This is a genomic window from Candidatus Coatesbacteria bacterium (assembly GCA_014728225.1).
Classification (GTDB): domain Bacteria; phylum RBG-13-66-14; class RBG-13-66-14; order RBG-13-66-14; family RBG-13-66-14; genus WJLX01.
Window position 1 is genome coordinate 1 of record WJLX01000119.1, and the last position, 21,541, is coordinate 21,541.

The 21,541-nt window shown below is 67.3% G+C and carries 19 protein-coding genes; 1 reads left to right on the forward strand and 18 read right to left on the reverse strand.

Going from position 1 to position 21,541, the window contains the following annotated elements; translation table 11 throughout:
• Positions 1-213: 213 nt before the first annotated feature.
• The 7 genes from GF399_08495 to mfd all read right to left on the reverse strand — a co-directional run bounded on the left by GF399_08495 (position 214) and on the right by mfd (position 8,284).
• Positions 214-651, reverse strand: coding sequence for a hypothetical protein (locus tag GF399_08495; protein ID MBD3400357.1), 438 nt, complete (start codon positions 649-651; stop codon positions 214-216).
• Positions 652-750: 99 nt separating this feature from the next.
• Entirely contained in the window at positions 751-1,338 is a 588-nt protein-coding gene (locus GF399_08500; GenBank protein ID MBD3400358.1) for an indolepyruvate oxidoreductase subunit beta, read from the reverse strand.
• 56 nt (positions 1,339-1,394) lie between these two features.
• Positions 1,395-3,194: an indolepyruvate ferredoxin oxidoreductase subunit alpha gene (gene iorA / locus GF399_08505; protein MBD3400359.1), complete on the reverse strand. Its 1,800-nt coding sequence runs from the start codon at positions 3,192-3,194 to the stop codon at positions 1,395-1,397.
• A 728-nt stretch (positions 3,195-3,922) separates the two neighbouring features.
• Entirely contained in the window at positions 3,923-4,225 is a 303-nt protein-coding gene (locus tag GF399_08510; protein MBD3400360.1) for a DUF503 family protein, read from the reverse strand.
• A 54-nt stretch (positions 4,226-4,279) separates the two neighbouring features.
• Positions 4,280-4,501, reverse strand: a complete 222-nt coding sequence (locus GF399_08515; GenBank protein ID MBD3400361.1) for a hypothetical protein — start codon at positions 4,499-4,501, stop codon at positions 4,280-4,282.
• A gap of 2 nt (positions 4,502-4,503) precedes the next feature.
• Entirely contained in the window at positions 4,504-4,749 is a 246-nt protein-coding gene (locus GF399_08520; protein MBD3400362.1) for a hypothetical protein, read from the reverse strand.
• A 52-nt stretch (positions 4,750-4,801) separates the two neighbouring features.
• Positions 4,802-8,284 (reverse strand): transcription-repair coupling factor, encoded by a 3,483-nt coding sequence (gene mfd / locus GF399_08525; protein ID MBD3400363.1) that lies wholly within the window; start codon positions 8,282-8,284, stop codon positions 4,802-4,804.
• A 484-nt stretch (positions 8,285-8,768) separates the two neighbouring features.
• Here mfd and GF399_08530 point away from each other — a divergent pair, with 484 nt between their 5' ends.
• The gene (locus GF399_08530) at positions 8,769-10,745 is read left to right on the forward strand and encodes a hypothetical protein (protein ID MBD3400364.1); all 1,977 of its coding nucleotides are present in this window, start codon (positions 8,769-8,771) and stop codon (positions 10,743-10,745) included.
• An 87-nt stretch (positions 10,746-10,832) separates the two neighbouring features.
• Here the strand turns inward: GF399_08530 and GF399_08535 are convergent, their stop codons facing one another.
• The 11 genes from GF399_08535 to GF399_08585 form a co-directional block, all read right to left on the reverse strand.
• Positions 10,833-11,153: a hypothetical protein gene (locus GF399_08535; protein MBD3400365.1), complete on the reverse strand. Its 321-nt coding sequence runs from the start codon at positions 11,151-11,153 to the stop codon at positions 10,833-10,835.
• A gap of 382 nt (positions 11,154-11,535) precedes the next feature.
• Positions 11,536-12,003: a nitric oxide synthase gene (locus GF399_08540; GenBank protein MBD3400366.1), complete on the reverse strand. Its 468-nt coding sequence runs from the start codon at positions 12,001-12,003 to the stop codon at positions 11,536-11,538.
• A gap of 9 nt (positions 12,004-12,012) precedes the next feature.
• Positions 12,013-13,461 (reverse strand): V-type ATP synthase subunit B, encoded by a 1,449-nt coding sequence (locus tag GF399_08545; GenBank protein ID MBD3400367.1) that lies wholly within the window; start codon positions 13,459-13,461, stop codon positions 12,013-12,015.
• 155 nt (positions 13,462-13,616) lie between these two features.
• Positions 13,617-14,858 (reverse strand): tetratricopeptide repeat protein, encoded by a 1,242-nt coding sequence (locus GF399_08550; protein ID MBD3400368.1) that lies wholly within the window; start codon positions 14,856-14,858, stop codon positions 13,617-13,619.
• A gap of 11 nt (positions 14,859-14,869) precedes the next feature.
• The gene (locus tag GF399_08555) at positions 14,870-16,165 is read right to left on the reverse strand and encodes a hypothetical protein (GenBank protein MBD3400369.1); all 1,296 of its coding nucleotides are present in this window, start codon (positions 16,163-16,165) and stop codon (positions 14,870-14,872) included.
• 356 nt (positions 16,166-16,521) lie between these two features.
• Positions 16,522-18,300 carry a V-type ATP synthase subunit A gene (locus GF399_08560; protein MBD3400370.1) on the reverse strand — a complete coding sequence of 593 codons (1,779 nt, stop codon included), beginning with the start codon at positions 18,298-18,300 and terminating at the stop codon, positions 16,522-16,524.
• Positions 18,301-18,506: 206 nt separating this feature from the next.
• A complete protein-coding gene (locus GF399_08565) occupies positions 18,507-19,535 on the reverse strand; it encodes a radical SAM protein (protein ID MBD3400371.1) in 1,029 nt (342 codons plus the stop codon).
• A gap of 379 nt (positions 19,536-19,914) precedes the next feature.
• Positions 19,915-20,427 carry a hypothetical protein gene (locus GF399_08570; GenBank protein MBD3400372.1) on the reverse strand — a complete coding sequence of 171 codons (513 nt, stop codon included), beginning with the start codon at positions 20,425-20,427 and terminating at the stop codon, positions 19,915-19,917.
• Between the two features lie 2 nt (positions 20,428-20,429).
• Positions 20,430-20,606, reverse strand: a complete 177-nt coding sequence (locus tag GF399_08575; GenBank protein MBD3400373.1) for a DUF1508 domain-containing protein — start codon at positions 20,604-20,606, stop codon at positions 20,430-20,432.
• Between the two features lie 31 nt (positions 20,607-20,637).
• Complete coding sequence (locus GF399_08580; GenBank protein ID MBD3400374.1) at positions 20,638-21,165, reverse strand: hypothetical protein; 528 nt, start codon at positions 21,163-21,165, stop codon at positions 20,638-20,640.
• Positions 21,166-21,168: 3 nt separating this feature from the next.
• Positions 21,169-21,501, reverse strand: a complete 333-nt coding sequence (locus GF399_08585) for a hypothetical protein (protein MBD3400375.1) — start codon at positions 21,499-21,501, stop codon at positions 21,169-21,171.
• Positions 21,502-21,541: the final 40 nt, after the last annotated feature.

Consider the following 21,541-nt stretch of genomic DNA (forward strand, 5'->3'; position numbering starts at 1 on the left):
AATAGAATAGCCCAAAAGTGGCCCAGCGTCAAGGTGTGCGCGCCGAATACCGGCGCGGATACAGTTGTTGAAGCCGCCGACCCTTACTGTACTGTACTGTACTGTACTGTACTGTTCGGAGCTGTTCGGAATGGATCGGAATGGAAACCGGCCGACCGGGGAGGCTGAGAAAAAGCAGGCTGCTTAAAGACCTGGGTAAGGGCAGTGGAGAGACTAAAGATCTTCGCGGTTACGCCGCCGGGCGTAGGAAGCGAAAACGATCAGGCAGAAGAGGAAACCGGCGCCGGCGCCGATGTAGAAGCCCAGGGGGGCGATGATCAGCCCGGCCCCCGCCGCCAGGGGCATAAAGACGGTGAAGTGGGTGGCCTTGTCCGAGGGTTTGGCGCGTTCGTCCTTCTCCATCACGGCCAATAAACCCACCTGGACGGCGGCGGTGGCCAACCCCGTGGCCAGGATGAACTCCAACAGCGGCGCCTCGGGCAGGCCGAGATCCAGCATCCCGCGGATCAGCCAGCCCAGGCCGAAGGGCACGAAGAAGGCGACGCCCCAGTTGATGGCGTCGCCGAGGAAGCGCAGCGGCACGCCGAGAACGAAGTAAACGACCCAGCAGACGGCGATACCGGCGGCCAACAGGATGGCGGTCAGGCTCATCGTTCGACTCCCGTAGCTGCTTCCTTTGACTGACTCTCTTGGATTTCCGCATGAAATCCGGAGCGCCCGGGGCTCACCCGCGGGGCGCCCCGGCGTTCGTCAGGCCTTGCAGACCGCCACACCGGCGGCGAAGGCCTGTTTGTTGACCTCGACGTACTTGTCCTTGACCCGGGTCTCGAGGGCCTTCATCCAGTGCTCCTCCTCGAGGGGCAGAGCGGGGGAGAGGGCGCCCAGCAGGACGACGTTGCCGGCCCGGGGCTCACCGAGTTCGGTGGCGATGTCGGTGGCCTTGAAGAGCCAGTAGCGTTTGGTGGCCGCCTCGAGGCGTTCGTCGATATCGGTGGGGTACTCGGCGGGGCCGCAACTGACAGACATCGGCCAGATCTCGACGTCGTTGACGACGGCGATGCCGACGCCGGGCTTGAGGTGGTCGAGCCAGCGGATGCCCTCGAGGCGTTCGAAGGCCATCAACACGTCGGCCTCGCCCTGACAGAGCAGGGGGCTGGCGACTTCCTCGCCGAAGCGGACGTTGGAGACGACGGAGCCGCCGCGCTGGCTCATCCCGTGGACCTCGGACTTCTTGACGTCGTAGCCGGCGAGCTGGGCGGCCTCGGAGAGGACCTCGCTGGCCAAGAGGACGCCCTGGCCGCCGACGCCGCAGATCAGTACGTTGGTAGTCTCGGACATCTGGTTTCCTCCAATGCTCAACCGTTGAACCGGATCGGGTTAGCGTCGCCGGGAAGCTATTCGGGATCCACGCACCAGGATTCCTTCTTGGTCTCCTCGGTGACCCGGGTGACGGCGCCGAACTTGCAGACCTGCTCGCAGAGACCGCAGCCCACGCAGAGGGTGGGGTCGAAACGGGCCTTGCCGTCGGTGCCCGAGGGGCTGATACCGGTACAGCCGAGGTTGATGCAGGCGCGGCACTTGACGCAGTTCTCCTCATCGACGTAGTACTCGACCCGGGGCAGCTCCTTGGCCCAGGGGGTCAGGGCGCAGGGACTCTTGAAAACGAGCACCGCCGGACCCTCGTGGTCGGTGGCCTCCTTGAGGGCCTGTTTGGTGGCCTCGAGATCGAGGGGGTCGACGGTACGCGTCCACTCGACGCCCATCCCGTGGACCAGCTTCTCGAAGTCCACCCGGTCGGCCTCTTTGCCGTCCAGGGTGTAGCCGGAGGCCGGGTTGAACTGGTGCCCGGTCATGGCGGTGATGCGGTTGTCGAGGATGCAGACGGTGGTGTTGCCGCGATTGTAGATCAGGTCCATCAGCCCGGTCATCCCGGAGTGGAGGAAAGTGCTCTCGCCGATGGTGGCCACGGTCTTCTTGGCGAACTCCTTGCCCTGGGCCAGCTCGAGGCCGAAGGCCACGGTCACCGCGGCGCCCATATCGACACAGGTATCCATCGCCGAGAGCGGCGGCAGGGCACCCAGGGTGTAGCAGCCGATGTCGCCGGTGACGGTGTACTTGAGCCGGCGCAGGGTGTCGTAGACCCCGCGGTGCGGGCAGCCCGGGCAGAGCACCGGGGCGCGCAGGGGCAGACCCGAAGTATCGATCGGCGTCTCGAACTTCTTGGCTACGGGCAGGCCGCCGCCGGCCAGGCCCTCCGCCACCCGCTGCTGGTTGAGTTCGCCGACACCGGGGATCAGCTCCTTGCCGACGACGTTGAAGCCGCGGGCCTTGAGCTGGGTCTCGACGATGGGATCGTTCTCCTCGACGACATAGACGACGTCGTAGCTGGCGCAGAAGTCCTCGATCATCCGCCAGGGCAGCGGGTTGGTAAAGCCCAGCTTGAGGAAGTCGGCCGTGGGCAGAACCTCACGGACGTATTGGAAACCGATGCCCGAGGCGATGACACCGATCTCGCCCCCGCCCTCGATGACGTAGTTCCAGGGCGAGTCATTGCTCTCCCGTTCCAGCTCGGCGAAGACCTCGTCCAGACGGGCGCGGCGCTTGCGGGCCCGGGCGGGAAGGATCACCCGTCGGGTGTCTTCCTTCTGGTAGGGGGGGATGTCCTTGACCTTGCGCTCGCCGCAGTCGACCAGGCTCTTGGAATGGCAGATGCGGGTGGTCAGGCGGATCAGGGACAGGGTCTGATACTTCTCGGCAATCTCCAGGGCCGTGCCCACCATGTCCTTGGCCTCCTGGCTGTCGGCGGGCTCGAACATCGGCACCTTGGCGTGACGGGCGTAATTGCGGTTATCCTGCTCGTTCTGGCTGGAGTGCATCCCGGGATCATCGGCGCTGACCACGACCAGGCCGCCGTCGCAGCCGATGTAGGCGGCCGAGAAGAAAGGATCGGCGGCCACGTTCAAACCGACGTGCTTCATCGCCACCAGGGAGCGCGCACCGCCGAAACTGGCGCCGAGGGCGATCTCCAGGGAGGTCTTCTCGTTGACGCTCCACTGGGAGTAGATTTCCTCGTAGGCGGCGACGTTCTCCAGGATCTCCGTCGACGGCGTGCCGGGGTAGGCCGCGGCCACCTGGACGCCGTATTCGTAGGCGCCGCGGGCGACGGCTTCGTTGCCTGACAGGAATTTCCTCACGGGTCCTCCTTGGCCACGGGGTATGTGACCGCGGGTTAGGCGGTAGCTGTTTGTTGTCGAGGCTTCTGCTGTTATCTCAAACTGATAAAACTACCCGGCGGGCCGCCGCCGAACCACAGACCGTCACCGGACCGTCACTCAGTCCGGGCGGCCGGTCGACTTGCGGTTCGAACACGGCGGCGGTCCGGTGGATAATGTCCAGCCCTGTGCGCTGGACTGGCCCACCGGTCGTCGGGAAATCCACTAAATAACTATTCTGACACGATAAACCCAAACCCCCACAAGATCGCTCCCGAACCGGACCCGGCGCTGATAAAAAACGCACCGACCGTGGGTGCGTCAAGATTTCCCGGATTAACCGCGGGGATCGTAACCGAACCACCACTGGGGGGTGACGCTCAAGGCGGGTTCTATAAGATAGGCTGAGACTCGTTTCGTTTGCCGATCAAACAACGGCCCGATGATACCCGAAACGGCCTGTCCGGTCAAGCCGACCTCCAGGGTCGGCTTTTCTGCCGCACCAGCTCACCGGGGTAACGGCTATGCAAGCCGCCCGGCGAAAACCAGCCGCCAACCACCGCACGGCTGCGGGCTATCGGAGCGCCGGAACTGGCACAGTTTTTGCGGAGGCGGACCGTTGTCCTCTCCGGCAACGGTCGCCGAGATGCAAAAACTGTGCCAGTTCCGGCGCGGCGTTACGGGCGGCTGGTTTTCGCCGGGCGGCTGGGCTAGCCCCAGAGGTCCTCGGCGGAGCGCAGGGCCCGGCGCAGCAAGCCGATCTCGGCCTCGGCGGCGAAGACCAGGCGTTCGAGGGTGTCCAGGGTCAGTTCGACGACGGCGGCGGAGCCGGCCGTGGTGGTGAAGGCCAACAGTGCCCGGCGCGGCTGGTCGGCGTCGCCGACTTCGGCGGCGCTGACGTGGTAGCGGGCGCGGGCCCGTTCCTTGAGGGAGCGCACCACGCGGCGGCGGTCCTTGAGACTGCGGGCGTGGGGCAGCAGGAGTTCGACTTCGAGAATGCCGACGTAGAGCATGTTTATCAACGGGGCGGGACGGACGCCGAGACCCGCCCCGCCGGAGTGATCGGGCTACTCGCTCTGGCGGCGCCGAGCGGCGACGAGGGCGATGATCAGGTAGACCAGGCCGATGACGGCGCCGACGATCATCAGCGGGATGGCGATCTCGGGACCGATCTCCATCCCGGCCCACTCGAGGCGGTAATCCAGCAGGTCGGCGATGAAGCCGATCAGGCCGATGACGAAAATCAGGACGGCGATCGAGATGATGATATTCTTGCCGCGACGAGCCATTGCTATTCCTCCAGGTTGGGGTTATCGGCGGAAAACCGTTTACGGAAACGCAGCAGGATGTCAAGGAGCGCTACCAGAGCGCCGAGGGAGAAGAATGCCCAACCGAGCCAGGCCGGCGGCCAGGCGGTGTAGGTTGACGTTGAGCCGTTGATCGGGGGCAATAACAGGGCCAGCAGTCCCAGGCCGACGAGCCAGAGCCCGCTCTTCCAGTGGACGAAGTCTGCTGGACGTATCGCTTTGACGTTCATGGTCGGTGGATAAGTGGGACGCCCGCATTATAGCAGGACGGAGCCGGGGCGGCTAGTCGGACAGGGCGGTCTGGAGGTAGGCGACGATTTCCCGCGCGGCCTGCAACGGATCGCCGACGGGACGTACAACGAGTTCCCCGCGTCCGCGACCGTCGAGGCGGGGCCGTAAATCGCGCACGGCGCGGCAGGGGGTCAGGTCCACCCGGCCGACGCGGGCGAAGTCGTCGAAGGCCAGGCGCAGCCGGCGGCCGTCGACGCGGACCTCGCGCAGGCCCAGGGGGCTGCCGAGGAGCTTGATCTCCAGGGCGGTGAACAGGCGTTCGGCGGGGGCGGGAGGCTCGCCGAAGCGATCGGCGAACTCGCGGCGCAGCTCCACGGCTTCGCTCAGGCCGCGGACTTCGGCCAGGCGACGGTAGAGCTGGATCTTGAGCTCGGAACCGCCGACGTAGTCGTCGGGCAGGTAGGCGGAGAAATCGCCCTTGACCTCGGTGATCGGCTCGGGGGGGCGCTCCTCGCCCTGCAGCTCGGCGACGGCCTCTTTCAGCAGGCGGACGTAGAGGTCGAAACCAACCTGTTCGATGAAGCCGGACTGGGACTGGCCGAGGACATCGCCGGCGCCGCGCAGCTCGAGGTCGCGCTGGGCCAGGCGCAGACCGGAACCCAGCTCATTGAACTCGGCCACGGCGCGCAGGCGTTTGAAGGCGGGTTCGGGCAACACCCGGCGCGGCGGGGTGAAGAGGTAGGCGTAAGCCCGGTGGCGGCCACGCCCCACCCGGCCGCGCAACTGGTAGAGCTGGGCCAGGCCGAAGCGGTCGGCCCGGTTGATGATGATCGTGTTGACGTTGGGGATGTCGATGCCGTTCTCGATGATCGTGGTGGTCACCAGCACGTCGAAGGCGTGGTTGACGAAATCGTGGATGACGGCCTCGAGACGTCGGGGGGCGAGCTGGCCGTGGGCGATACCGAAACGCACCTCGGGCAGCAGCTCCTGAAGGTACAGGGTGACCTCCTGGATGGACTGGACCCGGTTATGGAGGAAGAAGACCTGGCCACCGCGCTCGAGTTCGCGCTCGACGGCCTCGCGGATCAGGGCGTTGGAGGTCTCGCCGATGAAGGTCTTGATCGGCAGCCGCCCGATGGGCGGGGTCTCGATGTTGGAGATGTCCCGGGCCCCGGCCAGGGCCAGGTAGAGGGTCCGCGGGATGGGCGTGGCGGTCATCGTCAGGACGTCGACGGCGCTCTGAAGCTGCTTGAGCCGTTCCTTGTGCTTGACGCCGAAGCGCTGCTCCTCGTCGACTATCAACAGTCCGAGGTCGCGGAAGCGCACGTCCCGGGAAAGCAGGCGGTGAGTACCGACGAGGATGTCGACGTCACCGGCGCGCAGCTCCTGGAGAATCCGCTGCTGTTCGGACCGGGGAACGAAGCGGGACAGGACGGCGACGCGGACGGGAAAGGGGCTCAGGCGCTCACTGAAGGTCTCGTAGTGCTGATCGGCCAGGATGGTCGTCGGGGCCAGCACGGCGACCTGCTTGCCCTCGACGGCGGCCTTGAAGGCCGCCCGTACGGCGACCTCGGTCTTGCCGAAACCGACGTCGCCGCAGAGCAGGCGGTCCATCGGCCGCGGAGACTCCAGATCCCCCTTGACCTCCCGGGTGGCCTGTTCCTGATCCGGGGTGTCGGTGAAGGGAAAACTCTCCTCGAGCTCACGCTGCCAGGGTCCATCGGCACTGAAGGCGTGGCCGGGCAGAGTGCGGCGACGAGCGTGAACGGCGATCAATTCGGCGGCCATCCCGGCGATCTCCCGCTTGACCCGGCTGCGCGCCTTCTTCCAGCGGCTGCCGCCGAGCTTGTCTAAGCTGACACGGCTGCCCTCGCCGACCTCGTAGCGCTCGATCCGCCCCAGGTTCCAGATCGGCACGAACAGCTTGGCCCCGTCGCGGAAGGCCAGCTCGACGAAGTCGGCCTCCTCGCCGTCCAGGGTCAAGGTGGCCAGGCGCAGATAGCGGCCGACGCCATGGTCACCGTGGACGACGTAATCGCCGGGACGGATGTCCAGGGCGCGGAAGGTGGCCATCGAGGTCGGCTTGACCTTTCGGCGGCGGGACAGGGGGGTGGTCCGCCCGAACAGCTCTTCGTCGGTCACCAGGACCAGGTCGCGTCCGGGCAGCTCGACACCGCCGACAAACTCACAGGTCACCACGGGGACGTCGAGGGCCTCCTCGGCCAGGATCTCGCCCAGACGCTCGCTCTTGCCCGGCGTCTGGCAGCAGAGCACCACGGTGGCGCCCCGACGGTCCCAGGTCCGCAGGTCCTGGAACAGCTTGCCCAACCGCCCGCGGTAGTGCTCGACGCCTTGGGCGACGAGGTTCGGTTCGATCGGCGAACCTTCCAGCAGCTCCCCGGGATCGGTAAACAGGGACTGCGGCGGTGAGGGCGGCACGGGCACCGTCGCCTCAGCCGCCCCTCCGGCGTCCTCGCGGCTCTCCCGCCCCAGACGCTCCAGGGCGTGGCTCTCCCGCTCCGCGCTTATCCCGCCGGCGTCGACCAGGGGCGGCTCTGCATTACGGCGCTCGTACTGTTCGACGACCTGGTTGTTGAAACGCTCGACGGCCAACCGGCAGGCGGTCGGATTGCCAACCATGACCAGGGGCCGCTGCCTGAAGTACTCCAGCGGCGGGACCAGGCTCTCGTACATCCGGGCCAGCAGGTATTCGACGCCGTCGAAGAAGGGCTCCCGATACAGCAAAGCCTCCAACCGGGTCCGCAGTTCACCCCGCGGCAGGGGCGCCAGCAGGCGCTCGATGTTCTCCCGCTCCGGCACCAGCTCGCGCAGGGGCAGCAGGGCCAGGCTCTCCACCGCGGCGCGGCTGCGCTGGTCTCCGGGGTCGAAGGCCGACAGCCCCTCGATGACGTCGCCGAAATAATCCAGCCGCACCGGTAGCTCGGCACCACCGGGGAAGAGATCGAACAATCCGCCGCGCCGGGCGAACTCGCCCGGGGCCTCGACGAGGTTGACCCGCCGGTAGCCCAGGGCGACCAGGCGAGAGGACAGCTCCGCCGGCGACAGCTCCAGCTCCCGCTCCAGCACCAGAGAGTGATCGAACAGCTCGTTCACCGGGGGAACCTTGCGCGCCACGGCCCGCGGCGTGGTAACCAAAATACCGCGAAAACCCAAACTTAGACTGTGCAGCACCTCGAGACGCTCGGCGCAGATCAACCGCTCCGGCGAATGCACCTCGTAGGGCAGCAGCTCCCAGGCCGGGTAGAGCAAGACCTCGGCGCTAAAAGAAGCCAAAGACGCCGCCAGGGCCTCGGCTTCTTCGCCGTCGGCGGCGAGAAGGACCAACGGCCGCTCGGGCAGGGCCTCGTTGAGCGCCGCCGCGTAACACACCTTACCGCCCGGCGGCAGCGCTCCCAGATCGATCAAACCGGAGGCTGGTTCTTCCCTCAACGGTTTGACCGCGCCGAGATCGTAGAGGCGCAGACGCTCGAGTAGACCGGATAACGCTGGTGCTTGACTGTCGTAAGCTGTCATCTGTTTTATCTCGGCTGGCGGGAAGAACCGGTGCCGGGTCGAACCCCGGGAAAAACAGCCGTCGGACACCGCCGAATCACCGACTCAGTCGCTGCGACGCCCAACATGGCCGGAACTGGCACGGTTTTTGCGGAAGGCGACCGTTGCCGGCCGTCCCAACGGTCGTCGAGATGCAAAAACCGTGCCAGTTCCGGCCCGCGGCCCGTGGGAACGGCGGGCGGCTGTTTTTCCCGGGAGTGCGCGATCACGTTGAAGCTGAACGAGCCGCGGGTTTTCGATCGATGATCGACCCCGGTATAGGACAAGGGGTATTTCAGCATCATTGTTAATATAACTAATGATAAACTATTGCTAAATTGAAGCTACGTCCCACACTTAGGTTAGCAGAGGCGGTCAATGGTGGCAAGCGCGTTGCCCGCGGCGGCGCCGGGTGTTATTCTTGCCTGGTCGAAGTCGTACGCTCGGTTCGTTTCCGGGAGCATCCATGCTCATCGCCGATTGGTGGCCCTGGATCATCGTCGGCGCGGCCCTGTTGGGCCTCGTCGCCCACCTGCTCTACCGCCGAACGGATCTCAAGCCGGGTCGGCGGCTGGTGCTGGTGGCGCTGCGGCTGACGACCCTCGGCTTGCTGGGGCTGGCCGTGGCCGGACTGGCCTGTGTCGAGCAGCGGGAGGGTCCGACGGCACCCGTGGGGTTGCTGATCGACGACAGCGCCAGCATGGACCTGCGCGACGCCGACGGCGTCACGCGCGCCGCCGAGGCGGCCCGCCTGGCCGCGCAGACGAGGGCCGCCCATCCGGAGCTGGAGTTCGTCGAGACGACGACGGGCCACCTGACGGACGGCGGCGCCGTCGACGCCGTGGAGCGCCTTTTCCTGACCCGACCCGAACTGGCGGCGGCCGTGGTTATCGGCGACGACGCCGACAGGGAGCCGCAAAACGCCCTCTACCCCGTCCACGCCCTGGCGGTGACGACTACGTCGGATTTCGATCTGGAGCTCGGCCGCCCCCGGGGTCCGCGCCTGGCGCTCAGCGGGCGCAAAGTTCTGATCGAGCTCGATGTCGGCGGCCGGGGGCGGCTGCCGGCGACGGTCGTCGTCGGCGGAACGGCCCGTCCCCTGGTGGGCGGCGACTCCGTCGAGCTGCGCCCCGTCGAGCTCGAACCGCCGCCGACGGGGGCGCCGCAAACCGTCGAGTTCACCTTCACCCCGCACAGCCCGGGCTGGTGGCTGGTCGAGTTCGAGCTGGCGGAGACCGCCGGTGAGGCAACCCCGCGCAACAACCTGCGACGCCTGCTCGTTCACACCGAGCGCGGCGAACTCTCCGCCCTGGTCCTGGCCCGGACCCCTTCGCCGGAAGCCGCCTTTCTCAGCCGAGCCCTGGCGCGCATTCCCGGCGTCGAGGTCGAGTACCTGCACCGCCGCCCCGACGGCGCCTTCTACTCCGCCGACGGCGAGCGCCGCCGTCCCGGCACCGTCGCCCCCGACGCCCTGTTTCTGGTCGACCTGGTCCCGACCGGCTCCCTGCTCAACGACATCGCCGAGCGTAACGCCGCCGGGCGTGGCACGGCCTTCATCTGGGGGCGGCCGGGCCTGAGCGTCCCCGCCGGCGACCCGCTCTGGGCCCTGCTGCCCTTCGAGCCGACGGGAGCCGGATTGCGTCTGGTCGCCGGCCAGGCCCGACCGGCCCGCGCCGGGGGACCGCTGTTCCGCCGTGCCGTCGAGACCGGCGCTCCGGCCCTGCTGAGCTTTGCCGAGGGGCTGGATTCCACCGGCGCCGTCTCGCTGGAATTGGAGAACCCGAGCGGCCGTCGGATACCCGGCGCTCTGGCCGCGCCGGGGGGCGCCCCGCGACTGCTGCTGCTGGGCGGGGGTTGGTGGCGCTGGGAACTGAGCCGCCGGGCCGCCGGCCCGGACGACCTGTACACCGAGCTGGTCGGCGGCCTGTTCGCGGCTCTGGCCACGGATCCGGACCGCGTTGGCCCCCGCATCGCGCTGCACGACCGTTACCCCGGTGTCGGCGACCGGGTCGACTTCAAGGTTATCGCCGCCGGGGAGCCGCTCTGCCGCCTCCTCGGCGCCGACGAGGAGCGGGAGATCGGCCTCAGCCCCGCCGGTGAGGGCCGCTGGCGCGGCTCTTTCACCGCCCCTGAACCGGAGGGCCTTTACCGGCTGACCGCCGTCGTTGGGGATGATGAGAGCGTCGTGGAACCGTTCATCGTCGAGCCGCCCCTGGAGGAATTCGGCGAGCTGGCGCCCGACGCCGCCGCCCTGGAGCACCTGGCCGGGGCGACGGGGGGCGTGCTCCTTCAGCGGGCCGACGAGACCTTCGCCCTCTCTCCCACCGCCGGGGCGACCCTGACCGAGGAACGGCCCCTGGGCTCGGCGCCGTTGTTCCTGGCCGCCGTGGTGGTGCTGCTGGGCCTGGAGTGGTATCTGCGGCGTCGCTTCAATCTGCGCTGAGGCCGACTCGACGAGCCTATTCGACGAGCCTACTCGACGAGAAAAAAACCGGCCCCGGCCGGTTTTTATAATGAGCATCCCGATGCTTCACTCCCACTCGAACTCGGCGTCGCAGTAGTCGCATTTCCGGGCGTTCTCCCGCAGCGGGGCGCCACAGGCGGGGCAGGAGAGCATCAGGGGCTTACGCGGCTTGGGTTTGGCCGTCCGGGTCCGTGGCGGTTCGGCCCGCGGCTCGTGGCGGTTCATCAGCGCCAGGACGATCAGCCCGGGAACGGGGCTCAGGAACAGCACCAACAGCACGGCCAGACCGACCTTGCCCCGGCGGCGCCCCATCCGTACGGCCAGGACGATGCCGATGGTGTAAAAGAACAGGCTGGAGATGATGAAGATCAGGACGGCGCCGTCCATAGCTTACCCGCTTTCCCCCCGGATCTGCGTCGCGCAGGCGCTCCTGCTGATCGTTACCCACGACGAGCAGCAGGCGGATGCCCCCCAGCCAAGCGGCGGCCGGATCGAGCAAGAAACCCGGCAGGCCCAATCCGCGGCTCAGGCTGCAGCACAGGGCGAGCAGCCTGGAGAACAGCTAGACCGCCGGGGTCAGGGGCGAAACCAGCACAGCTTCGTCCACCTGCGCCCCCTTGCTACGCCCCCTTGCTGCGCCCCCCTTGCTGCGCCCCCTTGCTGCAAGTGACTCAGGTTCGGCAGTCATGACGAGGCCGCTATCCGAGACGGGGACCGCCGCCGCGGTCCCCGTTGACGCTACCGTCATCCGCGGAACGACTGCGGCCGTTTAGTCTTCCAGCAAACTCGCGGCCCAGGCCCGGGCGCGCTCCAGCTCGCCCTCGTACAAAGGGCCCTCCGAGGCCTCGACGACGAAGGCGCCGGGCCGGGCGGCCTCCTCACCGCCCCGCCGCCGGAGCTTCTTGGCGATGGTCTCGGCGGCGTAGCCGAAGATTCCGGCGAAGAGGCGGAAGGCGCCGGAGTCGAGGCGTTGTGGATCCATCCGTGTATCGAAGGCCGCCACGCGGACGCCGACGAGGCCCCGGCGGGGCACTTTGCGCAGCAGCGTCTTGACGGCTGAGGTCGGACTGAAGGCCCGGGTGGGGGAGCCGACGACGAGCAGCCCCAGGCCGGCCAGGTTGGTCGCCTCGACCTCCCTGACCCGCAGGGCGCGGGTGCCGAGAACCTCGGCCACGGCCCGGGCGACGCGCTCGGTGTTGCCGAAGATGGAATCGTAGAGCACCAGGGCGTCGTCCATGGCGGTGGCCTATTCCTCGCCCGTGTCGTCGGGACCCTCGTCGGCCTCCTCGTTGAGGAAGCGGGGCAGGAACTCCTCCAGGTACTCGGGGCGGATACGCTTGAGCTGGCTCTTGGGCAGCTTGGCCAGCAGCTTCCAACCCAGATCGAGGGCCTCGAGGATCGGTCGGTCTTCGTCCTCGCCCTGCTGGATGAAGCTCTGCTCGAAGTGCTCGGCGAAATCGAAGAAGATCTTGTCGGTGTCGGAGAGGGCGGCCTCGCCGAGGATCACGGCCAGCTCCTGGGCGTCCTTGCCCCGGGAGTAGGCGGCGAAGAGCTGGTTGAAGACGTCGGAGTGATCCTTGCGGGTCTTGTCCTCGCCGATGCCCTTGTCCTTGAGCCGGGAGAGGGACTGCATGACGTCGACGGGGGGGTAGATCCCCTGCTTGTGCAATGAGCGGGAGAGGATGATCTGGCCCTCGGTGATGTAGCCGGTCAGGTCGGGGATGGGGTGGGTCTTGTCGTCCTCGGGCATGGTCAGGATGGGGATCTGGGTGATCGAGCCGTTACGGCCCTTGATCCGTCCGGCGCGCTCGTAGAGGGTGGCCAGGTCGGTATAGAGGTAACCGGGGTAGCCGCGGCGGCCGGGGATCTCCTTGCGGGCCGCCGAGATCTCGCGCAGGGCCTCGCAGTAGTTGGTCATGTCGGTCAGGATGACCAGCACGTGGGTGTCGGTCTCGTAGGCCAGGTACTCGGCGGCGGTCAGCGCCATCCGCGGCGTCGAGATACGCTCGATGGCCGGGTCGTCGGCCAGATTGATGAACAGCACGGCGTGGTCGATGGCCCCGGTGCGGCGGAAATCGTCGATGAAGAACTGGGCCTCTTCGAAGGTGATGCCCATGGCGGCGAAGACGACGCTGAAGCTCTCGCCGCTGCCGCGGACCGTGGCCTGGCGGGCGATCTGGGCCGCCATCTGCTGGTGGGGCAGCCCCGAAGCCGAGAAGACGGGCAGCTTCTGGCCGCGGACCAGGGTGTTGAGCACATCGATGGCCGAGATACCGGTCTGGATGAACTCGTTGGGATAGTCGCGGGCGAAGGGGTTGATCGGCGCACCGTTGATGTCGCGGCGCTCGTCGGGGATGATCGCCGGGCCGTCGTCGATGGGCCGACCCTGACCGTCGAAGACGCGGCCGAGGATCTCCGGCGAGACGCCCAGCTCGACGCCGCGGCCGAGGAAGCGCACCCGGGAGTTGGGCACGTCGATCCCCGTGGCCCCCTCGAAGAGCTGCAACAGGGCCTTGTCGCGGTTGACCTCCAGAACCTTGCCCCGACGCACCTCGCCCGAGGGCAGCTCGATCTCGGCCAGTTCCTCGTACTTGATCCCGCTGACGTCCTCGATCAGCATCAACGGTCCGGCGATTTCACTGGTGGAGAGGTATTCCTTGAGCGGTTGAACCGCCGTTTTTTCCTGATCTGCCATCGTCTCCCCTAGTAGGTTGTCCCTGGGGTGTTCGCTGTTCAGTGGTGTTCGTAGTCGCTTGTCCGCCCAGGTCGCGGGCGCCGTCGCTTCAGCGGCGACCGCCGGCGTTCAGCCGGCCGACCCGGGCAACAGAATACTCGATACGCCCCCGGCTTTCAAGGCTCCAGGCCCAGGCCGTCGAAGCGCTCATCGTCTCGCAGGGCGGCCAGGTCCTCGTCTTCGTCGATCCGCTGGGCCAGTTTCGGCTCCAGGGCGATCGCCCGTTCCAGCTCCGCGAAGGCCTCGTCGACGTCGCCCCGCAGGGCGGCCAGACAGGCCAGGTTGTAGTGGGCCTTGGCAAAGACGGGGTTGAGTTCGAGACAGCGCCGGTAGTGCTCGGCGGCGGCCGCGTAGTCCTCGTCGTCGAAGAGGACGTTGCCCAGGTTGTAATGGGCCAGCTCGTTGGCTTCGTCCAGCGCCAGGGCGCGTCGGCAGGCCGATTGCGCTGGCGACGATCGTCCCCGGGCCTGCAGGACTCCGCCCAGATTAGCCCAGGCCAGGGCGTCCGCGGGATCAAGTTCCACGGCTCGCTCGAGGGCGCTCGCGGCGGCGTCGAGGTCACCGATCCGATAGAGCAGAGCGCCCAGGTTGCGCCAGGCCCTCTTCAACTCGGGCGCCAGCTCGAGGGCCTTGCGGTAGCCCTCGACGGCCTCGAGGATGCCCGCGGTCTCGTTGCCCCGGTAGAGAGCGTACCAGAACCAGTCCCGGGCGACCCGGCGGCGTCGCTCCCGGGGCAGGCCGACCAGATGACCGACCGCCGGGGGACGGGACACGCCCTTGAGGCGATACCAGCTCAGCCGCTCCTCCTCGCCGACGGCTTCCCGCCGGGCCAGGGGATCGAAGCGCCCGCCGTAACTGGTGATGAAACAGCGACTTTCGACCAGGTTTATCAGCGTCTCGCCGGCCGCCGCCTCGCCCGGGGCCGCCAGCTCCTTGAGGACGAAGGCGGTGTTGATGGCTCGGGAGAGGTTGGTCTGGGTGGCGAAGGCGCTGAACTCGTCGTGATAGATCAGGCCGTAATGCAGACCGATGCGCAGCTTGAGCGCGTCCGTGTCGGCGTTCTCCAGGCAGGGCAGGATCGCTTCCCGCCGATAGGTCCTCCAGGAGGCGTCGAGGCAGAGGGCGAAGATCAGCGCCTCGTCGGGCTCGCTGAATAGGAACAGGTTGCCGTCGCCCAGGTTGGTCGGCGGGGCGGGTAACCGGCTGTGGAGTGTGCTGCCGTGGGCCGCGCGCAGGGCGCTGGAGCTGTGGGCCCGCAGGAACTCGTCGGCCAGGTACTGGGGCAGAGCGCCGAAGACCCGCTTGGAGTCCACCAGGTCCGTGAAGGCCACGGCGAGTCTGAGACGTTCGTCGCTCATCGCGGCGCCCTTCAGGAGCCTTCGCCATCGGGGTCCGCGCTCTCAGCGGCGCTGTCTTCGGCGCTGTCTTCGGCGTCCTCGGCGGCGTCCTCATCGTCGGCGGCGCTGGGCGCGTCGACCATGCCCCAGTACTCCTCCTCGGACAGGCTGCTCAAGTCGTCGGACGAGGAAAACTCCCGCGGCATCTCGGCCAGCCCCTCCGGCGGCGCCACACCCAGCCAGAGGCGGTTCTCCGGGCGCTCCAGCACCCGGCGATGGATGCGGTCGGTGTCGACGTACCACTTGCCGTCGGAGACCCAGCGCACCAGCCCGACGGTGTCCTCGACCTGGTAGCAGATGGTGCCCGAGGCCGGGTCCGTCCAGGTCAACCGCAGGCCGATCTCCCGACCGAACAGGCGTTCGCCCAGGCCGGCCAGGTAGCGGTCCTCCCAGTCGAGGGCCTCGACGTAGAGATGGTTGGCCACGCGCCAGCCCGGCGCCCCCAGGTAAAAGCGCTCGATGACCTCGCGGGCGTGCTCGCTGACCCGGCTGCTTTCCGCCGGGGTGTCCGGGTAGGGCGCGTAGAAGCTCTCGCCCTCGGCCACGGTGTAGTCGCCGGTGTAGCGGCCCTGGATGGTCAGGGCGTAGTTGTTGATCTCGCCGCCGATCAGGGCCAGCAGAAAACGCTCCAGGTTGGCCAGCTCCGGTGTGCCGACCAACTGCTGGAAGGTGGCCGTTTGATCGTCGGCCGGGGTCTCGGGCCGCCAGTCCGGGCGGTCCTCCGGCGCAACCAGGGCCGTATCGATGATCCAGTTGCGCGGGTCCGTCGACTCGATCGGCGTACTGGAATGGGGATAGCGCACGAAGACGGCCCCGGAGATCTCCGTCGCCGAGACCCTCACCACCTGCAGGGCCAGGTAGTCGCCCTGCAGCAGGTAGCTGTCCTGGCGCAGCTCCTCCAGGGTCACCTCGCCCTCGAGGTCATTGAGCCGCAACAGCAGCCGCGGTTTGGGCTCCTGCTCGTAGATGATCCGGGCCGGTTCGATGCTCAGCTCGCGCACCGAGCAGTCCGGCAGCACGGCGTAGGTCTTCAGGCCGCTCTCCTCGAGGATCAGCGGCTTCTCGTCGTTGAGTCCGGCCATAAAGCTGACCAGGGGATCGTCGGCGCTGCAGATCCCCGCCCGGTCGTGATAGCCGGTGATGTCGGCGCACGGGGTGAGGTGGGAGAAGTCCTCCTCGTCCTCGCACCCGGACACCAGACCGGCCGCCAACAAACCGCCGGCGAGGAGCGACCCAAAACGGGTAAAGAGGTAAAGGTCACGCTTCATCGATGTTTGGTCTCTCGCTGAAAGTAACAGGTGGATGGGAAGAAGCTCCGGCAGAATCGAGGCGGTGGCGCGCTTGTTGCCGGTCGGGGGGCTCGGGCGGCGGTCCGGCTCGCAAGCCGCAAGAAGCGTGTCAGCGCCGAAGGTGGAAATGCAAATGTCGTGTCACCCGTTTGGCCTGGGCCGTGGGAACGAACACGGGATGGCTTTTCCCGATCAGCCTGACCCAGCCCGCCGGCGTTGGCGGGTTTCTTGCGCTGCTTCGCGGTCTGTGCCGTTCAAACCCGGCCGCGGTCGAGCAACGCGCCAACGCCTCGCCGCTGGTTCATTTCTCGGCCCCGGGGCTATCGACTTTACCCCTAGACCTCGCGACCCTGGGCCAGCAGCTCCTCGACCTGCTTGGCGAGGGCCTGTTCGATCTCAGCGAAGCGGGCTTCGAATTCCTCTTCGGGGACGAACTTGGCCCGGGCGATATCCTCGCGCACGGGCAGGTTGAACAGGGCCTCGACGTCGACGTCGTCGTTCTCCAGGGCGGCCTTGGCGGCCCGGTGGTAGTCCATGATCAGCTTGAGCATCCGGAACTGCTTGGCTGCGCCGGTGTAGGTATCGACGGGGTGGAAGGCGTTCTGGTGCAGGAAGTCCTCGCGGATGGAGCGGCTGACCTCGAGGACCAGGCGGTCGTCGGCGGAGAGGGACTCGGTGCCCACCAGGCGGACGATCTCCTCGAGATCGGCCTCTTTCTGCAGCAGGGCCATGGCCTCGTCGCGCTGTTCACCCCACTCGGCGGAGTAATGCTCCTCGAGCCAGTCGCGCAGGTTGTCCAGGTAGAGGGAGTAGGAGTTGAGCCAACTGATGGCGGGAAAGTGGCGCTCGTAGGCCAGCTTGTCCTCCAGGCTCCAGAAGACCTTGACCACGCGCAGGGTGGCCTGGACGACGGGATCGGAGAGGTCGCCGCCGGGGGGCGAGACGGCGCCGATGACGGTCAGTGTGGCGGTGCGCTCGTCGGAGCCCAGACAGTCGACGCGTCCGGCGCGCTCGTAGAAGCCGGCCACCCGGGTTCCCAGGTAGGCGGGGTAGCCCTCCTCGCCGGGCATCTCCTCGAGGCGGCCCGACATCTCGCGCATGGCCTCGGCCCAGCGGCTGGTCGAGTCGGCCATCAGGGCCACGCTGTAACCCATGTCGCGGTAGTATTCGCCCAGGGTGATGCCGGTGTAGATGCTGGCTTCACGGGCGGCCACGGGCATGTTGCTGGTGTTGGCGATCATCACCGTGCGCTGGATGAGCTTCTCGCCGGTGTGCGGATCCTCGAGCTCGGGGAACTCCATCAACACGTCGGTCATCTCGTTGCCACGCTCGCCGCAGCCGACGTAGACGATCACCTCGGCGTCGGCGTACTTGGCCAACTGGTGCTGGGTGACGGTCTTGCCCGAGCCGAAGGGGCCGGGGATGCAGGCCGTGCCGCCCTTGCCCACGGGGAAGAAGGTGTCGATGACCCGCTGCCCGGAGAGCAGCAGGACGTTGGGCGTCCGCTTGCGTTCGATGGGCCGGGGGCGGCGTACCGGCCACTGCTGAAGCATCCGCAGCTCGACCTCTTCGCCGTCCTTCGTCCTCAACCGGCCGATGGGCTCCTCGATGGTGTAGGAACCGGACTCGAGCTCGAGGAGTTCGCCGGTTACCCCTGGTGGTAGCAGCACCTTGTGCTCGACGATCGGGGTCTCGGGAACCGTGCCGAGGATGTCACCGGCGACGAGTTGCTTGCCGGGCTCGGCGACGGCGGTGAACTCCCACTTCTTCTCCCGGTCCAGACCGTGGGCGCGCACGCCGCGGGTGATGAAATCACCGACCTGATCACGGATGACGTCGAGGGGCCGCTGGATGCCGTCGTAGATCGAGGTCAGCAGGCCCGGACCCAGCTCGACGGACAAGGGGTCTCCGGTGGAGTAGACGGGCTCGCCGGGACCGATGCCGCCGGTTTCCTCGTAGACCTGGATGCTGGCCTGATCGCCGCGCAGCTCGATGACCTCGCCGACGAGCTTGTTGTCGGAGACCAGGACGACGTTGTACATTTTGATCCCCGCCATGCCCTCGGCGATGACCAGGGGTCCGGCGACCTTGACGATGGTTCCCGTGCGTTCCATGGATGCTTCTTCCTCCAGCGGCGGGTTGTTGGGTCGGGCCGACGCTTCGCGAGTGCGGCTTCGCTTCAGCCGTCGTCAGCTTGCGGTGGGGCTAACCGGCGTTTTCGCCGGCTTGATTGTTTATTCCAGCACGATCCGGCAGGTGACGGCTACAGCGCTCGGTAATCCGGTGGGAAGCGCTTCCGCCGTCAACGGCGTCTTATGGGTCAACGGGCGCAGCGGGCGGCGCACTCTACGTTTCCGCGCAGGACATCGCGTTGTCTCCGCCGCGTCCGGGGCGCAGCCATCAGTGTGCTGTAGTCGTCTGTGAGCAGGTTGCCGATCACCCCGCGGCGGGGGCAGATGCCCAGCCCGCCGACGGGATTGACGTAACGGTAGTACCAGGGATAGGCGCAGCTTTTGATCAGTGCGCCCGTGGAACCGCGATCACGGCCGACGAACTCGCTGTGCCCGAGCAGCTCGAGTCCACTGAGCCGGGCTCGACGCCGTACCTCATCCATGGTCCTTTCGAGTCTCTCCCCCTGCGCGGCCTCGAGCCGTTGTTCTTCACAGAAGGGGCTCTCCGGGATGGGTGTCAGGGGGCGAAACTGGACGCTGTCGACCCCCAGCTCGGCGGCCAGGTCGATGAGGCGCGGCGCTTCGTCCAGGTTCCTTTTCATCAAGACGTAGTTGAGCCGCAGTTCCGGACGCGGACTTCCTCGACGGCGCTTGAGTTCGCCGAGCAGGCGTAGACGGGTCAGCAGGTCGTCGAAATCCAAACCCGGCCGGAGGTACTCCACGGTCGAGGCTGTGGCGCCGTCCAAAGAGACGGTGATCTGGTTGATGCCGCGTTCGATGCAGACCCGGATCAGCTCCTCATCGATATGGGTCCCGTTGGTGGCGAAGGAAATGAAGGGCACCCCGTAAGCGGCCGCTACCTCCAGGTAACGCGGAAAGCCCGGTGTCAGCAGCGGCTCGCCGCTGCAGGACAGGTAGAGGATCCGGGCCCGGGGGAACAACTGGGCGGCGATGCGCCGGAAATCGATGTAGCGTAACACCCTGGGGCTGTAATCGGATTCCCTGCGTCGGGCGACCTCGGGACAGAAACGGCAGCTCAGGTTGCAGAAGTTGTTGGTGTCCAGGCGGACGAGGAGGCGCCTCAGTCCCAGCAACTCCGCCGCCGTCAGGGCGAGCACCTTGAGGCGCGTCGAGTCGAGCAGGCGGTACAGGCGCTGGATCGTAAGCTCTCGCAGCATGAAAGTCTCGTTTCACCCCGTCCCCAGTCGAGGGTAACAAACCCCGGCCCCTGACCGCGGTCCAAGTGGAAGACGCCATAGACGAGACGCTGACCCCAGGACCGAACCCGGCGTTGTCGGCATCCAACGGGCGCAGCGGGCGGCGCACTTCACCAACGACCAGCGGCGGTTCTCTGCGGCGGTTCTCTGCGGCGGTTCTCTGCGGCGGTTCGACGATGACTGCACCCGTCGTCAGCAGACCGCTCTCGTCCAGCAGCAGCTCCGGGCCACCCCGGACGGGCACCTCGGTGAAACGGGGTGGAGCCGATCATCCAGAACCGGTAAACCGCTCGGAAGCGCCCCGTCGGGCTCCCGTTCAGCTCGCCCCGCCGCCGTCCGTCTAAGCTGCGCCGCCGCGCCTGATGCGGCGCAGGAGTCCCAACAGCGGGGCGGCCCTTGGCACCCGCGCCATGTACTCGCGGTAGGCGTCGCCGAACTTCTCCACCAGCTCGCGATCCGACGCCAGCATGGCGGCGTAGGAGGCCGCGCCGATGACCACGGCGTCGGCGATCGTCGCCCAGTGCGGCGTCAACAACGCGCCGGCGAGACCCAGGTAGATGAGCGCCAGGAACTGGGGATGGCGGACGACGGCGTACAGGCCGTCGGTGACCAGCTTGCCGGTCTCGACGTAGCTGGAGCCCCGTTGCACTCCGCCCCGACGGCGGAAGATGATGATCGGCAGCACACCGAGGACGCCTGCGCCGAACCATAGGACGTAACCCGGCCACTTGAGCCAACTAACCGACCACAGCGGCTCGAGGGTGAAGACCATCACGATCTGGCCGACGACGAGGGCGGCGTAGAGCAGATGAACCGCCACGCCGGCCGGTGAGCGATGGTCGAAGGGCGGCACGGCTACTCTTCTTCGACCGCGGCCTCCGGAGCCAGCTCCTTGACCAGCTCGACGCCGTGGAGGCAGTCGGCCTTGGCCTTGTAGCCCTCACCACCGGTGGCGATGACCTGGTTGTTGTTGGCGCGCAGGCGCCAGTACCACTCGCCGTTCTTGCCTTCGTAGACCTGGAACTTGGCCATGGCGGTTCCTCCGTACGTTGGGGTGAATTGGTCAGTCGAACGGTCCGGCGTACTCCTCGATCACTGCCAGCACCCGTTGCGGCTTCCGGGTGGAGAAGACCAGCTCCCGGTAGTCGGGATCGTCGAGTTCGAGGACGATCCGGGGGTGGGTGGTGGTGAAGGCCTGGACCCACTTGCCGTCGATCTTGCGGCCCTTGACGCCCCAGCCGCCGTAGAAGCCGCGGCCGCGTTCGTCGCGGCGGACGCCGGTCACGACGCTCCAGGGGCGCCGCAGGCCGAAGACGCCCATCCGGACGGTGAAGCCCGTTTCCTCGAAGCGCAGAGCCAGATGACTCAGGGCGATCCAGAGCAGGCCGACGACGATCAGGGTTCCGAGGAGGATCCAGTACACATAACCGAATGCCTCGTTGCTGCGCAGCGGGGTCAGCAGACAGATGGCGACGATCAGTCCGGCGAAGACCACCCCGAAGATCAGGTTGGTCCAGAAACCGAAGATCCGCTCGCGGTAGATCGTCGAGGGCGAATGAGCATCACGCTGAACGGGGGCGGCGGAATCCACGACCTAGTCCTCCTCGCCGAGGAAACCGGCGACGCCGATGGCGCGCACGAGCTGGCGGCGCAGGCGTTCCCGGGTGGCGCCGGTGGTACCCCTTGCCGTGGGGATCAGGGTCACCACGGGCAGGGTGCGGGTGCTGAGCAGCTCCAGGGTCTCGTGCATGTGATCGCCGAAGTCCTCGGTGATGAAGACGGCGACGGCGTCGTCGCGGACGGCCCGGCGCAGGGCGTCCTCGGCGGCGGAGAGGCTCTCCACGCCTAGCACCTTGACCCCGAGGGCGACAAAGCCCCGGAGCTGCTCCTCGCGGCCGATGAAGTAGATGCGCTCCAGCTCGCTCATCGCATCCTTGGATTAAGAAAAGCCACCGCCGGCACCAACG